At 60.9% G+C, this 13,648-nt stretch carries 12 protein-coding genes; 1 reads left to right on the top strand and 11 read right to left on the bottom strand.

Annotation, left to right across the window (positions count from 1 at the left end):
• Positions 1 to 12: 12 nt before the first annotated feature.
• From ribH to PYTT_RS01870, 8 genes are all read right to left on the bottom strand, one after another.
• Complete coding sequence (gene ribH, locus PYTT_RS01905) at positions 13 to 453, bottom strand: 6,7-dimethyl-8-ribityllumazine synthase (RefSeq protein WP_245741055.1); 441 nt, start codon at positions 451 to 453, stop codon at positions 13 to 15.
• 133 nt (positions 454 to 586) lie between these two features.
• Positions 587 to 1,426: a uracil-DNA glycosylase gene (locus tag PYTT_RS01900; RefSeq protein WP_071133236.1), complete on the bottom strand. Its 840-nt coding sequence runs from the start codon at positions 1,424 to 1,426 to the stop codon at positions 587 to 589.
• A gap of 2 nt (positions 1,427 to 1,428) precedes the next feature.
• Positions 1,429 to 2,568 carry a citrate/2-methylcitrate synthase gene (locus PYTT_RS01895; protein ID WP_071133235.1) on the bottom strand — a complete coding sequence of 380 codons (1,140 nt, stop codon included), beginning with the start codon at positions 2,566 to 2,568 and terminating at the stop codon, positions 1,429 to 1,431.
• A 161-nt stretch (positions 2,569 to 2,729) separates the two neighbouring features.
• Positions 2,730 to 3,419 (bottom strand): tRNA (adenosine(37)-N6)-threonylcarbamoyltransferase complex dimerization subunit type 1 TsaB, encoded by a 690-nt coding sequence (gene tsaB / locus PYTT_RS01890; protein ID WP_071133234.1) that lies wholly within the window; start codon positions 3,417 to 3,419, stop codon positions 2,730 to 2,732.
• Positions 3,420 to 3,426: 7 nt separating this feature from the next.
• The gene (locus PYTT_RS01885) at positions 3,427 to 4,281 is read right to left on the bottom strand and encodes a 50S ribosomal protein L11 methyltransferase (RefSeq protein ID WP_071133233.1); all 855 of its coding nucleotides are present in this window, start codon (positions 4,279 to 4,281) and stop codon (positions 3,427 to 3,429) included.
• Positions 4,282 to 4,352: 71 nt separating this feature from the next.
• Entirely contained in the window at positions 4,353 to 6,899 is a 2,547-nt protein-coding gene (locus PYTT_RS01880) for a transglycosylase domain-containing protein (RefSeq protein WP_071133232.1), read from the bottom strand.
• A 20-nt stretch (positions 6,900 to 6,919) separates the two neighbouring features.
• Positions 6,920 to 8,614, bottom strand: a complete 1,695-nt coding sequence (locus PYTT_RS01875) for a putative manganese-dependent inorganic diphosphatase (RefSeq protein WP_083385496.1) — start codon at positions 8,612 to 8,614, stop codon at positions 6,920 to 6,922.
• A gap of 20 nt (positions 8,615 to 8,634) precedes the next feature.
• Positions 8,635 to 9,483 (bottom strand): energy transducer TonB, encoded by an 849-nt coding sequence (locus tag PYTT_RS01870; RefSeq protein WP_156850310.1) that lies wholly within the window; start codon positions 9,481 to 9,483, stop codon positions 8,635 to 8,637.
• Positions 9,484 to 9,644: 161 nt separating this feature from the next.
• On the opposite strand from PYTT_RS01870, the gene rho reads away from it, so the two are divergent.
• A complete protein-coding gene (gene rho / locus PYTT_RS01865; RefSeq protein WP_245741054.1) occupies positions 9,645 to 11,534 on the top strand; it encodes a transcription termination factor Rho in 1,890 nt (629 codons plus the stop codon).
• Positions 11,535 to 11,592: 58 nt separating this feature from the next.
• On the opposite strand, the gene PYTT_RS01860 is transcribed toward rho, so the two are convergent.
• From PYTT_RS01860 to PYTT_RS01850, 3 genes are read right to left on the bottom strand one after another with little or no spacing between them, the layout of a single operon-like run.
• Entirely contained in the window at positions 11,593 to 12,558 is a 966-nt protein-coding gene (locus PYTT_RS01860; RefSeq protein WP_071133229.1) for a thioredoxin domain-containing protein, read from the bottom strand.
• A gap of 2 nt (positions 12,559 to 12,560) precedes the next feature.
• Complete coding sequence (gene mazG / locus PYTT_RS01855; RefSeq protein ID WP_083385495.1) at positions 12,561 to 13,370, bottom strand: nucleoside triphosphate pyrophosphohydrolase; 810 nt, start codon at positions 13,368 to 13,370, stop codon at positions 12,561 to 12,563.
• On the bottom strand, positions 13,367 to 13,633 hold the full coding sequence (locus tag PYTT_RS01850; RefSeq protein ID WP_071133228.1) for a hypothetical protein: 267 nt from the start codon (positions 13,631 to 13,633) through the stop codon (positions 13,367 to 13,369). Before PYTT_RS01850 ends, mazG begins: the two co-directional genes overlap by 4 nt.
• Positions 13,634 to 13,648: the final 15 nt, after the last annotated feature.

The following is a 13,648-nucleotide window of genomic DNA, read 5'->3' as shown; positions in this document are numbered from 1 at the left end:
GCGGCAGGCCGGTTATTTGGGCTGTTCGATGAGTTCGAGCATGGCGGTGGCGGCGCGCGCGGCTTCGCGGCCGCGGTTGAGGGCGGAGCCGATGCAGCGGGCGAATGCCTGTTTTTCGTCGTTGACGAGGATGACTTCGTGGATGACGGGGACGAGGGTGTCGAGCGCGATTTGCTGGAGGGAGTGGGTGACGCTGGCTCCGATGAGGTCGGCGTGGTCCGTGCTTCCCTTGATGATGACGCCGAGGGCGATGACGACGCGAGGCTGTTTGTCCGCGAGGACGATGCTGCGTTTGACGGCGACGGGTACTTCGTAGGCTCCGGGTACGCGGACGATTTCGATGCGCGTTCCGGGCATGATGATGTCGAGTTCCTGTATGCAGTTTTCAATCAGGGCGTCCGTGTATTGTTCATTGTAGCGGGAGGCGACAATGGTGATGCGGGCGCTGCTCATGTACCGGCTGGGTCGTTCTGGAAGGACGGATGACATATATTCAAAGCAACGTGTCTTGCCGTTGCGGCGGAGATGATGGCGTATTTGCCGCCTGATGTCAAGGAAATCCGGGGCGCGTTTGCGCCTCGTGCGGCTATCTGGCGAGGAAGTAGTTCGCCTGCTGCGGGGAGATGGGCATGCCGAGCCGGTCCATGACGGAGAGCATGTCTTCCCAGACGGCGCGTTTGGAGCCGAGGGTGTCGTTGCGGAGGAGGTAGCTCGGGTGGTAGGTGACCCGTGCCGGGATGCCCTGGACTTCGTAGAAGCGGCCGCGCAGGGAGCTTACGGAGCCCATTTGGCCGAGGAGCCCTTTGGCGGCGGTGCCGCCGAGGCAGACGATGCAGGCGGGGCGGATGGCGCGGATTTCCGCCAGGATGAGAGGGAGGCAGGAGGCGATTTCTTCGTCGGAGGGGGGGCGGTTGCCCGTGCCCTGGTTGGGCATGGCGGGGCGGAATTTGCAGATGTTGGAGATGTAGATTTCCTCGCGGGCGATGCCCATGGCTTTGAGGATTTGGTTGAGTTTCTGCCCGGCTTTGCCGACGAAAGGTTCCTGCAGGCGTTCTTCGTCGTAGCCCGGGGCTTCGCCGACGAGCATGAGGCGTGCATGCGGGTTGCCCACGGCAAAGACCATGGTTTCCCGGAGTGTGCCGAGTTTGCGCGCGGGCTGCCATGCGGCGGCGCGTTCGCGCAGGAAAGCGAGTTTTTCTTCGACGCCGGATTCGGCTGTGGGTACGCCGTTCCCGGAAAATGCGGCACGGGGGGCGACGGCGCCGGAGGGGGCAACCGGTGCGGGTTGATGAGGGCGCCGATCGGCAGGGAGCATCCATTTTCTGAGGATGCTTCTTGCCGAATCGTCGATGGCGAGGTGGGAGACTCCGGCTTCCCGGAGGTTCCGCAGTCCTTCAAGGACGAGTTCGGCAAGGGTGGCTGCCATGTTTACCGCATGTCGATCATGGGCACGAACATGGGTTCGGAAGGCCCGGTGTATTTGGTGAGGGGGCGGTAGATGGTGTTGTCTTCGAGCTGTTCGAGGAGCTGCGCCACCCAGCCGGAGCTGCGGGCGATGGCGAAGATGGCCGTGAAGAGTTTGGTCGGGATGCCGAGGCTGTAGTAGACGGAAGCCGAGTAGAAGTCGACGTTGGCGTTGAGTTTTTTCCTTTCGCGAACGATTTTGGCGATTTTGTCGGACATGCGGATCCACTTGGGTTCGCCGATGTGCTGGCAGTTGCGGATGGCGATGCGGCGCAGGTGGGGTGCGCGGGGGTCGAGCGTGCGGTAGACGCGGTGGCCCATGCCCATGATGCGTTCTTTGCGTTCGAGTTTGCCGTCGATGTAGGATTCGACGTTTTCTTCTTCGCCGATTTCCTTGAGCATGTCGATGACCGCTTCATTGGCTCCGCCGTGCAGCGGCCCTTTAAGGGTGCCGATGGCGGTGGTGATGGCGGAGTACATGTCCGTGAGGGTGGAGATGGTGACGCGGGCCGCAAAGGTGGAGGCGTTCATGCCGTGGTCGGCATGGAGGATGAAGGAGGTGTCGAGGATTTCGGCTTCGTTGGGGTCGGGTTCGGTGCCTTTGAGGAGCCAGAGGAAGTGGGATGCTTCGTCGAGATCCGTGCGGATGGGAGGGAGGTCGAGGCCTTCGCAGATGCGATGGTAGTAGGCTACCATGACGGGGATTTTGGCGATGAGGCTGAGGCCGATTTCCTTCATCTGGCTGGGGTCCTTGGTGCGGTCGTCGTACATGCCGAGCATGGAGACGGCGGTGCGCAGTGCGGACATCGGACGGGCGGATTTGGTGGCCGTCTTGAAGAAGTCGAGGATGGGCTGGGGGAGGTCGCGGTCGTTGCGGAGGCGCTGCTGGAGTCCGGCGAGTTCTTCGACGGTGGGCAGGCGTTTGTTGAGGAGGAGGAAGATGATTTCTTCGTGCGAGCAGAGTTCGACGAGGTCTTCGATTTCGTAGCCGACGTAGAGAAGCCTGCCCTCTTCTCCACGTACGTCGCTCAGTTCGGATTCGTTGGCGATGACTCCCTTGAGTCCTTTCGTGAAGATGGGTTTGATAGGTTCTGTGTCAGGCATAATTGATTATTTTGTGAAAAAATTCCATGCGGAGCATAAAGGAAGATTTTCCGAATGTCAATCCTGCTTTTGTGGAGGAGGCAAGGACGATGGTACCGGAGGAATGCCGTGCGGGGGTGTAAGCCACACGACATCAGGGGTGGCAGGGGGCAGTCCGGGTTTTATTTTTCTGCAAAGGGGTATTGCTTGCGGCTTTCCCACGGTTTGCGTTTGGCTTCGGTGATGTGGGGCGGGCGTACGTAGATGGGGGCGGGCGGTTGTGTCAAGTGCTGTTGCCGTTTTTCCGGAGCGAGGGCGAGCCATGCAAGGATGAGCTGTTCGGCTGTGGGGATGCTGCCCCCTTGGATGCAGGTGAGCCCTTTGGCTGTGAGGTGTTCGGCCGTTTCCGTGGAGAGTACGCGGGCGGGCCGGTGTGCGAGCCGGGTGAGCAGTTCGTCCAGTGTGAGGACGTCGATGTTTCCGGGGCAGCCGTTGCCTGCATAGCGGGCGAAGGTCCAACCTCCGCGTTTGGCATCGCTGACGATCCATGTTTCTTCTTCGGGCATGGCGAAGCATGACCACGAGCAGAGGGCGGCGACGGGAGCTTGGCGTACGAGGGCGATGCCATCCGCCGCGGCGAGGGCGACTCGGACGCCGCCGTAGCTGCCGGGGCCTGCCCCGACGAGGATGAGGTCGAGGGGTGAGGTGCCGAGTTGTTCCAGTGTTTGCGCCAGTGCGGGGAAGAGGTGGGCATCGTGGTTGCGCTCGGCTTCCCATGCATGGCTGCGGGATGTGGCTGCCGGGGTTGCCGCCTGTTGGATGAGGCAGACGGAGGCGTGCGGCGTGGATGTTTCGATGGCGAGGATGTTCATCGGGCTGTCAGCGGAGTTGCAGGCGGGAGGTGGTCCATTTGCCTTTCCTGATGATGTCGAGGGCTCGGAAGCCGTGCTGTTCGGCGGCGGCGAGGGTTTCTTCCCACTGGGTGGAGAGGATGCCCGAGATGATGAGGGTACCGTTTTGCTTCATGGCTTGCCGGATGCGGGGGAAGGCGCGCTGGAGGATGGTGGAGAAGAGGTTGGCGACGACGAGGTCGGCCTGTGCTCCGGGGGCGGGTTCCCATTCGAAGATGTCTGCCTGGAAGATGTCGATGGCGGCGGCGGGGATGCCGTTGCGGTCGCGGTTTTTGAGGGAGACTTCGACGGCGGCGGGGTCGAAGTCGAAGCTGAGGGCGTGCGAAGCTCCGAGTTTGACGGCAGCGAGTGCGAGGACTCCGGTGCCGCAGCCGATGTCGGTGATGGTCCACGGCGCGTTGCCGTGTGTTTTGGCGAAGTCGCAGAGGAAGCGGAGGCAGGTGGATGTGGTGGCGTGGTCTCCGGTGCCGAAGGCCATTTCGGGCGGGATGCTGAGGAGTGCGCGGCGGGGGTATTCGCTGCGGAGTTTGGCGAGGTCGCGTTCGTCCGTGCGGTCGGTGATGACGAGGCGGTCGCGGATGCGGAGCGGGGGGCGTTTGGCCTGTGCCTGGCTGGCGACCCAGTCCTGCGTTTTGATTTCGCGTACGGAGCCGCCGAAGTGGTCGAGGAGGATGCGGGCATCGTCTTCGCTGTCGCAATAGACGGTGATGCGGATGGTTTTACCTCCCTTGACTTCGGTGATGACGGCGTTCGGGTTGCCTGCGATGCGTTCGCTCCAGGCGTCTTCCCATTGTTTGGCGGATAATTTGGACCAGCTCCACATGGCGGTTATTGTAGCGGGGCGGGGGGGCGCTGGCAAGCGCAAGTTGTCCGGCGTTGGTGCGGATGGTGCGGTTAGTCCGGTACTTCCTGTGCGGTGGGCGGTTCGTTGTCGGGGACTTCGAGGGCGTTCGGCACGGGTTCTTCCGCGTTGGGCGCTTCGTCGGAGAGGACGGGTTCGGCGGTGGGCGCGCCGTTGTCGGGGCCATTTTCTCCTACTTCTTCGGCGATGGGCGTGTGTTTGGTGCAGATTCCTTTTTCCGGGACGATGCCGGGCATGGTTTCGTAGTAGGCGGCTTTGGCGGCTTCGCATCCCGTGTGGGCGATGCAGCCGGATTCCCGGCAGAGGCGGAGGACGGCGGTGGATGTTTTCGGCGTTTTGCTGATGGTTTCCTGCGGGTAGCCGCATTTCTGGGAGGCGAGCATGATGTCTACCCAGATGGGGAGCGCGAGGGTGCCGCCGTAGCCGCGGTCGACGATGGTGCGCTGTTTGTCGAAGCCGACCCAGACGGAGGTGGTGACGCTGGAGCTGAAGCCGCAGAACCATGCGTTCATGTATTTGTTGGTGGTGCCCGTTTTGCCGCCGCAGGGGGCTTTGAAGCCGAGGCGGGCGGTTTGCCCGGCGGTGCCTCCGGGCTTGGTGATTTGCTGGAGGATGGAGGAGGTGATGTTGGCGGTGCGTTGGGTGCAGACGCGGCGGGAGACTTTGCGCGTGTTGAAGATTGGGCGTTCGCGTGTTTCGCCGTTGTGGGCTTTTTCGCTGATGGATTCGATGATGTAGGGGGAGGGGCGTACGCCGCCGTTGGCAAAGATGGTGTAGGCTCCGGCGATGTCGAGAGGGGAGGCTTCCCATGTGCCGAGGTACATGGTGGGGCTGCGGTAGATTTTGCCCTGGAATCCGGCGAGCTGGGCAAGGCCGATGACTTTGTCCAGCCCGGCGCGGTTGCCGACGCGTACGGACATGGTGTTGCGCGATTTGAGGAGGCCGTAGCTGGCGGGGCGCATGCCGTGGGACTGGCCGTCCGCATTGCGGGGGGACCATGAGCCGCCTCCGGCGATTTCTCCACGGGCGATGGGGCCGTCCGAGATGGTGGAGTCGGGGTTTCCTCCGTGTTCGAAGTAGGCGGAGTAGACGAAGGGTTTGAAGAGGGAGCCGACTTGCCTTCGGGCCTGGATGGCGCGGTTGAAGCGGGATTCTTCGCCGTCGCGCCCGCCGACGACGGCGAGGAGTGCTCCGCTGGAGTTGTCGATGACGACGGCGGCTGACTGGACGTAGTCTGGAAGTTTTTTTGCCCGTTCTTCTTTGCCGAGGGCAAGGTATTGCTGCCGGGTGGGGTGTTTGTAGCCTCGCCGCGCTTCGAGTTCGTTGAGGTGTTTGTTCATCGAGTCGATGGCGGCGTTCTGGAGGTCGAGGTCGAGGGTGGTGCGGATGATGAGGCCGCCGCGGTAGATGGTGTCGTCCTTGACTTCCTGATTCTGGGCGTCGAGTACGTCGAAGATGTGGTCGACTTCGCGGCGGATGAGGTCGAGGGCGTAGTTTTCTTCGCCTCGCTGGACGGGGCGTTTGGTGGCGATGGGTTCGGCGAGGGCGGTTTTGTATTGTTCGGAGGTGATTTTTCCTTCGTCGAGGAGGATTTTGAGGACGATGTCGCGTTTTTCCTTGGCTCCTTCCGGGTTGCGGTAGGGTGAGAATTCGTTGGGGCCGAAGATGATGCCCGCAAGCATGGCGGATTCTCCGACGGTGAGGTCGATGGGTTCTTTGTCGAAGTAGCCGTGCGCGGCCGCGGAGATGCCGAGGAAGGTGTGGCCCCAGAAGATGCGGTTGATGTAGGCCTTGAGGATTTCTTTTTTGCTGTAGGTAGCCTCGATGCGCATGGCGAGGGCTACTTCGAGGAATTTTGCCTGGATGTTGCGGTCCTGATGGTTGTAGGTTGTTTTGGCGAGCTGCATGGTCAGGGTGGAGGCTCCCTGTGTGGCCCTGTGGTGGCGGGCGACCTGCTGGACGGCACGGCCGACGCCCCACCAGTCTACGCCGCCATGTTCGAAGAAGCGTTTGTCTTCGCGCAGCATGACGGCGTCGAGGAAGACTTGCGGGACTTCGTTGAGTTCGACGATGCGGCGGTTTTCTCCGTGCAGGGTGCCGATTTCGCGGCCTTTGCGGTCGAGTACGATGGTGCGTTCCGGCATGCGGACGATCTGGCTGATGTCGTACTGTTTGGATTGGGTGCCGTAGACGATGATGAGGATGGCGGCGATGACGGCGCCGACGAAGCCGATGCTGAGTAGGGCGCGCAGGGGCCACATGATGAACCAGTGCATTTTGCGGGTCATCATGCCGATGATCTGAAAGGGCAGGAAGACGAAGAAGAAGATGGCCTTGAGAGGGGTCCATCCTTTTTTGGACGGGGCTTTGAGGTCGTCGATGACGGTGCGTTCTTCTTTGCGCCGCGAGGCTTTGCGGGCGGAGACGACGCGGCGTGAGGCGTTGTTGCCGGAGGGTTTGCGGCGTGGAGCCGGGGTGCGTTCTTCTGCGGGTGCCGGCGGCACGCTGCGCCCTGCCGAGGCGGACCAGTCGGGCTGTGCGCCTTCGTCGCGCTCGTTTTTGTAGCGTGGTGGAGCCATACGGGGGGCGTGCCGCGGGATCAGCGCACGTGGTGCAGGGCGCGGGAGATGGCGGGGAAGAGTTGTTTTTTACGGCTGACGATGTCTTTGGCAGCGAAGAGGGTGTCGTCGATGCGTTCGTATTCGAGGGCGTCGATGACTTCGGGGTCGCCTGCGACGAGGAGGAGGGAGTCGTGCCGGAGGACGTCGGTGATGAGGAGTCCGGCGAAGCGGCATTTGTCTTCCTTGACGATTTTTTTGAGTTCGTCTTCCAGAGCCTGCCTCATGCCGGTGAAGCCGAAGAGGCCGACTTCCTCGATTTGCGAGAGGCTGACGAGGCTGTTCATTTCTTCGAATTGCTTGCGGTCCATGTTGACGATTTCGTCGGCCTTCGCTCCGGTGCCGAAGACGGAGCCGATGGAGAAGAATTCCTGTGTGAAGGCTTCGGGGTCGATATGGCAGATGCCGCAGAGCCAGCGGAGCATTTCGCCGTCCGTTTCCGTGGTGGTGGGTGAGGTGAGGTTGAGGGTGTCGGAGAGGATGCCGGCGCAGAGGCAGAGGGCTGTGCCGGGCGTGGGTTCGAGGGCGCGGTGGTGGAAGCGGCGGGCTACGAGGGTGGAAGTGGAGCCGAGGGGTTCGATGACGAAGCGGATGGGGTCGCGCGAGGTGAATTGGACGCCGAGGCGGTGGTGGTCCATGACTTCGATGATTTCCGCTTCTTCGATGCCGTCCACGGCCTGGCCGAATTCGTTGTGATCGACCATGGCGACGCGCATGCGGGGCGGTTCGACGAGGTCGGTTTTGGAGAGGAGTCCGATGATTTTCTTGGAGTGTTTTTCGGCGATGGGGAAGATGTCCTGCTTTTTGCGGGCGGCTGTGACCTGAATTTCGTCGAGGGGGGTGTTCGGTTCGAAGCAGATGCAGTCGCGCTGGACGACATCGGCCACGCGGCGGGAGCATTGGATGAGTTTGCCGACGCTGGCGGTGTCCCATTTGGTGCTGAGGATGGCCGTGCCTGCGATGTTGGCGGCCTCGACGAGGTCGGCGGAGGGGCGTACGTCCGCCGTGGTGACGAGGGCACGCACGCCCGCTTCGATGGCGAAGAGCTGGACGTTCGGACGGTCGCCGCAGATGACGAGTAGTTTATGGGCCATGCCTTTGGCCTTGAAGTTGGCCAGTCGGGTGCGGATGGTCGGTTCGCTGGATGCGCCGACGAGGAGAATGATTTCGTGGTCGTGTTCGCTCAGGGGGGCGGCCGTGAGGCATTCTGCATCGATGGTCTGGGCGATGTTTTTGAGGCAGGCGACGACGGTTCGGACGCTCATGTCCGTGACCTGGGAGGGCATGAGGAGGTTGAGCAGGTCGAGGAAGCGGAGGATGCCGTGGAGTTCCCCGTTTTCATCGACGACGGGGATGGAGTTGAAGCTGTGCTTCGTCATCAGGTTGTACGCCGTGAGGAAGGTGTCGCTCGGGAGGACGGAGATGACGTTGCGGGTGCCGATGTCGGAGGCGGTGGGTGTGACGTCAGGGATGTATTCGGGGATTTCGACTCCGGCCTGTTCGAGTACCCATGCGGTGCGGGGCATGAGTTCTCCGCACCGCGCGGCCCGTGCTTCCGGGTAGCCGTGCGTGCGGAGGAATTCGGCGTTGCCGATGGCGGAGCAGATGGCATCCGTATCGGGGTTTTTGTGGCCGATGACGTAGAGCGGCATTCTGCTGCGGGAGTCGACTGTCATAAGAGGATTGTAGGCGATGTTCAGGAGAAATTCAAGCTGGTTGTCACATTGGTGCCGACTGGTTTGCCTTCGCGGTGTGCGGGATGGAATGTCCAGTGGCTCAGGATGTGATGCTTGAGGAGGGTGTCCACTTCGGGGTTGCCGCAGCTTTGGATGATGGTGACGGAGACTGGGTTGCCGGATCCGCTGACGGTGATGCGTACGCGCGCGCTGTTGGGCGTTTTGAGGTGGGGAGGCAACGATGGCATCATGGGTGTGTTTTTGTAGCGTACCTGTTCGTCGAGTTCGCTGGGGCCGTAGATGGCTTCGGTTTGAGCCAGCGCGGTGTTGGCGTGTCGCGATGCCGGGCTGGAGGATGAGGTGGTGCGGAGGGTAGGGAGCGAGGTTTTTTTTGTGCGGGCGGGAAGTCCGGTCTGCTGTGCGGGTGGGGCGGTTTCGGTGCCGAAGGGGTCGGTTTCTTCTTCCGGCATGAGGGGCGAATATGTGTCGGCCAGTTCTGGCGTTGGTTCCGGAATGGAAGGAATGTCCACCGTTTCCTCTGCGGATGGCAGGCGGAGTGCGGCGGGCATGGGGATGGTGACGGGGGTGTTCGGATGGAGCGGAGCGAGGTCGAACGGGGTGGTTTCCGGGTTGTCCGTTTCGACGGTTTCATCGGCCATGCCGGGGAAGCAGGTGAGGCCGGTCATATTGCCGGAGCCGGAGGGTGGGAATGGGGGGATGTGTACGGCCAAAAAGGCGAGGGCAGTGCCTGACAGGGCGACGAGTCCGGCCGTGAAGGCCAGCGATTTCCATGCCGCGACGGTTTCGCTCCGCCCGGCGATGGCAGGTCTGGCGAATTGCGTACCGGGAATCTTGGGTCGGGAGGCCATACAGGACGGCGGATTATATACCTGCTCCCCGGAGGAGGCAAGGCCGAATCGCGGATGTGCGGATGTGTTCGGATGGATGAGGCGGAGCGGCAAGGCGTTGATTTCCTGTTCTTCGTCACAAAAGCCTTGCTTCCGGGCGGGAGTCGCGCTATTCTGGCGGCGTGAAGGTCATCGTAGTGACAGGAGGCATTGCCTCGGGGAAATCGATTGTGGTTCGCATGTTGCAGCAGCTTGGAAAACAGAGTGTGCGCGTGTTCGATTGCGACCGTGAGGTGCGCCATTTGCAGGAGAGCGGCAAGATGGCCCGCGAATTGACGGCTGCTTTCGGAGCGGAGAGTGTGGATAGCGAGGGGAAGGCCGACAGGGATTATTTGAGGAAGATCGTTTTCAGCGATCCCGATGCGAGGAAGAGGCTGGAGGAGATGATTCATCCGAAGCTTTTCAAGCTGTGCATGGCACGGCAGGAGGAGGCGAGGAAGTGCAAGGGTGTGCAGACGTTCGTGATCGATGTGCCTCTGTATTTCGAGTGCGGAGCGATGTTTGCTGCTGACAAAGTGTGCGTGGTCGCTTCTTCCGAGCAGACTCAGCGTGCGCGGCTGGAGGCGCGGAACGGTTTCGATGCCGGGATGATTCAATCCATTATCGATAGCCAGATGCCGATGCAGACGAAGGCGGATATGGCGGATGTGGTTTTCTGGAACGAGGGGGATATTGAATCTCTCCAGGAGCAGGTGAGGATTTTTTTCCGGCATGAGTGCGCTCCGGCCGATGATGAGGTGCAGGAGCCGGTCGAGCTGCCGGTGATCGATTTGAACGAGCTGCGCGCCAAGCCGCTGGGCGAGTTGCAGGATATCGCGCGCGTGCTGCCGAAGCGGCAGCAATCGGGGATGACGCGTGCGGAGCTGGTGTACGAGCTGGGCCGCCATTTTCTGAAGGAGGGCCACCGTGTGGTGGTGAGCGGTGTGATCGAGCAGGCGAAGGAGCATTATGCGATGATTCGCGATCCGAAGCGCAGTTTCCGCACGTCGCCGGACGATGTGTATATCGGCGGCAATTTGCTGCAGAAGTTCCAGTTGCGCCCGGGGCATCTGGTGACGGTTTCGCTTCGCAAGTTCCGGACGAACGATAAGTTTCTTTCGACGGAGGAGGTGCTTGCCTGCGAGGGGAAGCCGATCGGTGAATTCGAAGCCGGGAAGGATTTCGATCGTTTGACGCCGTTGTTCCCGAAGGAAAGGGTTCTTCTGGAGAATAAAGATATTGCTTCCGATGCGATGCGCGTGCTTGATCTGGTAACGCCGATCGGCATGGGGCAGCGCGGCCTGATCGTGGCTCCTCCCCGCGGAGGCAAGACGGTGCTGCTGAAGACGATGGCCCGCAGTATCCGCGCGAATTATCCGAAGGTGCATTTGCTGATTCTGCTGCTGGATGAACGTCCCGAGGAGGTGACGGATTTCGAGGAGAATGTGGATGCGCCCGTGTTTGCCTCGACGTTCGATGAGCCGTCGCGCCGCCATGCGCAGGTGTCTGATCTGGTGATCGAACGCGCCAAGAGGCTGGTGGAGCAGGGCGAGGATGTGATTATCATGCTAGATTCCCTGACGAGGCTTTCCCGTGGCTACAATGCGAACCAGTCCGGCGGTCGTATCATGTCCGGCGGTTTGGGGTCGAATGCGCTGGAGAAGCCGCGCAAGTTTTTCGGTGCGGCGCGCAATGTGGAGGAGGGCGGCAGCCTGACGATTATTGCGACGTGCCTCGTCGATACGGAATCGCGTATGGATGAGGTGATTTTCGAGGAGTTCAAGGGGACGGGCAATATGGAGATTCGCCTCGATCGCGAGTTGTCCGACCGTCGCATTTACCCGGCTATCAATATTTCCCTGAGCGGTACGCGCAACGATGACCGCCTGTATCATGTGGACGAGATGCAGATGGTGCTGCAATTGCGCCGCCAGCTTGCGATGATGCCGGGCTGGGAGGGGCTGGAATCTCTGTTGAAGAATATCCGCAAGACGCAGAATAATGCCGAGTTGCTGCTGCGTGGACTGAGGTAGGCCGGGCCATCGGCGCGGCGTGGATTGAAGACTTCACAAATGGGCGGTCGTGTTCCCTTTACGGGATGGCGGTCGCTTTTTTCTTGCCCGAGGAGGCTTCGTAGGCGGCTTTTTGCAGCTGAATCCAGTCGAGGTCCGGCTGGGAGAGGAGTTGTTCACGGGTGCAGGTGACGCGGCCGTCGAATTCGCGCAACCAGACGAGTTTCTGGTCGGCATCGTATTTCTGGAGTTTTGCGAAGAGAGAGGTGTCGTCCCTGGCTCCGTGCCATGTGCGGTACCCTTTGGGTTCCAGTGTTTTTTTGAATTCGATGAAATCTTTTTCCGCCATTTTGACATAGCGTTTGAGGTCGGCCAGGTAGGCATCTCCGTTGCCGGGGTCGTATCCGGTGAGGGTGCCTTGCACTTTGCCGCTGGCGCTCATGACGATGACGGCGGGTCTGGTGCGGACTCCGAATTGCGCGGCTTTGCCGTTGATGAAGTCGGGGTCGAGCCCTCGGCTTCGATCGTCCGGGTCTCTGGTGCGGATGCCGCTGTCCAGTTTGAGGCGGACGATTTTGTTTTTGGCCCAGGTATCGAATTCGCCGGTGTCCATGAGTTCCTGTCCGAGTTTGATGCTGGTGGGGTTCAGGAAGGAGTCGTGGAACCAGATGATGATGGGGAGTCCTTCGCGGCGGGAATATTCCAAGGCTTTCGTGTATTTGTCCGTCCAGTCCTGCATGGAGCCTCTTTTGGAGAAGGCGGCTGTGATGGCGGCGATGTCTTCATTGGGATTGTCCGCGTTGGTGAAGGTGACGTCGCCTTCTTCCATTCCGTTGTCGATGGCCATGAGGTCTTTTTCCGTCTGCACGCTGTATTTTTTGCCGACGGGGCCGGCAGCATTGATCGGCGTGGTGATGCCGTCCTGCGGGATTTGGGTCGGGTCGTAACCGGCGTTCGGAGAGATTTCCGGCGCCTTTTTTGCCGATTGCATCTGGGTGCAGGCGGAGAAGGCGCACAGGCAGAGGAGCAGTCCCGGAATTTTCATGGCTATTCGCTTTGCTTGGCCTGCTGCCATGCGGTTTCCATGGTGTCGAGGCTGGCTTCTGCAAGGGTGTGTCCTGCCTGTTTGAGGGAGGTTTCCATGGCGGCGAAGCGGCGTTCGAATTTCATGTTGGCCTGCGCCAGTGCGACTTCGGGGTCGATGCGACGTTTGCGGCAGAGGTTGACGACGGAGAAGAGGAGGTCTCCGAGTTCTTCTTCCACGCGGGGATCTTCGTCGGGCAGGCTGAATGTTTCTTCGCATTCTCCGAGTTCTTCGTGGATTTTGGCAGCGACATCCGGTACGTTGTCCCAGTCGAAGCCTACCTTGGAGGCTTTCTTTTGAAGTTTGGCTGCGCGCATGAGGGCTGGGAGCCCTTTGCCCGTGCCGTGAAGATAGGGTTTGTCTTCGATGGATTTTTCCTTGCGCTTGATGCGGTCCCACTGCATGAGGACGGCATCGGCCTCCATGTCGTGTACCTGTTCGAAGACGTGGGGGTGGCGGCGGATGAGTTTTTCACAGAGTTCGGCGGCGACTTCGTCGAGTCCGTAGCCCGCGTGTTCCCCGGCGATTTCCGTATGGAAGAGGACTTGCATGAGGACGTCCCCGAGTTCTTCCCGCATGTGGTTCCAGTCCGAGCGTTGAATGGCGTCCACGAGCTCGTAGGATTCCTCGATCATGTTGGGGATGAGGGATTGGTGGGTTTGTTCGGCATCCCACGGGCAGCCGCCGGGGGTACGGAGGCGGTGCATGATGGCACGGGCGCGTTCGATCTGCCGGGAGGGTTCCGTACAGGTGGTCATTTCATGGTCGTTCATGATTGTTCTTCGTCTTCAAGAAGTTTGTCGATTTCTTCGATGATTCGCCATGATCCGCGTTTGCGCTGGTATTTGCGCCAGAGGATGTCGCGCAGGGTTTCCCAGTGTTCGCGGGTGAATTCGACCGGTTCCCAGTCCACATCGTCTTTGAGGGAGCGGCCTACTTTGGGCATGCGTTCCAGTGTCCAGCGCGAGGCATGGTGGCCAGCGCGGTACATTTGGGTTCCTTCCTCCGTTTTTTCCTTCCAGGTATGGTATTCCATGATGAATGGGCGGCC

The sequence above is a fragment of the Neoakkermansia glycaniphila genome (genome assembly GCF_900097105.1).
GTDB lineage: Bacteria > Verrucomicrobiota > Verrucomicrobiia > Verrucomicrobiales > Akkermansiaceae > Akkermansia > Akkermansia glycaniphila.
The sequence above is the reverse complement of the archived record's forward strand: the minus strand, read 5'-3'. Positions and strand labels throughout refer to the sequence as shown.

Excerpts from the sequence above, each read along its gene's own strand:
- PYTT_RS01870 (WP_156850310.1), bottom strand. The coding sequence starts at position 9,483 with ATGGCCTCCCGACCCAAGATTCCCGGTACGCAATTCGCCAGACCTGCC.
- mazG (WP_083385495.1), bottom strand. The coding sequence starts at position 13,370 with ATGAACGACCATGAAATGACCACCTGTACGGAACCCTCCCGGCAGATC.
- PYTT_RS01900 (WP_071133236.1), bottom strand. The coding sequence starts at position 1,426 with ATGGCAGCCACCCTTGCCGAACTCGTCCTTGAAGGACTGCGGAACCTC.
- tsaB (WP_071133234.1), bottom strand. The coding sequence starts at position 3,419 with ATGAACATCCTCGCCATCGAAACATCCACGCCGCACGCCTCCGTCTGC.
- PYTT_RS01875 (WP_083385496.1), bottom strand. The coding sequence starts at position 8,614 with ATGACAGTCGACTCCCGCAGCAGAATGCCGCTCTACGTCATCGGCCAC.
- PYTT_RS01880 (WP_071133232.1), bottom strand. The coding sequence starts at position 6,899 with ATGGCTCCACCACGCTACAAAAACGAGCGCGACGAAGGCGCACAGCCC.
- PYTT_RS01885 (WP_071133233.1), bottom strand. The coding sequence starts at position 4,281 with ATGTGGAGCTGGTCCAAATTATCCGCCAAACAATGGGAAGACGCCTGG.
- ribH (WP_245741055.1), bottom strand. The coding sequence starts at position 453 with ATGAGCAGCGCCCGCATCACCATTGTCGCCTCCCGCTACAATGAACAA.
- PYTT_RS01850 (WP_071133228.1), bottom strand. The coding sequence starts at position 13,633 with ATGGAATACCATACCTGGAAGGAAAAAACGGAGGAAGGAACCCAAATG.
- PYTT_RS01860 (WP_071133229.1), bottom strand. The coding sequence starts at position 12,558 with ATGAAAATTCCGGGACTGCTCCTCTGCCTGTGCGCCTTCTCCGCCTGC.
- PYTT_RS01895 (WP_071133235.1), bottom strand. The coding sequence starts at position 2,568 with ATGCCTGACACAGAACCTATCAAACCCATCTTCACGAAAGGACTCAAG.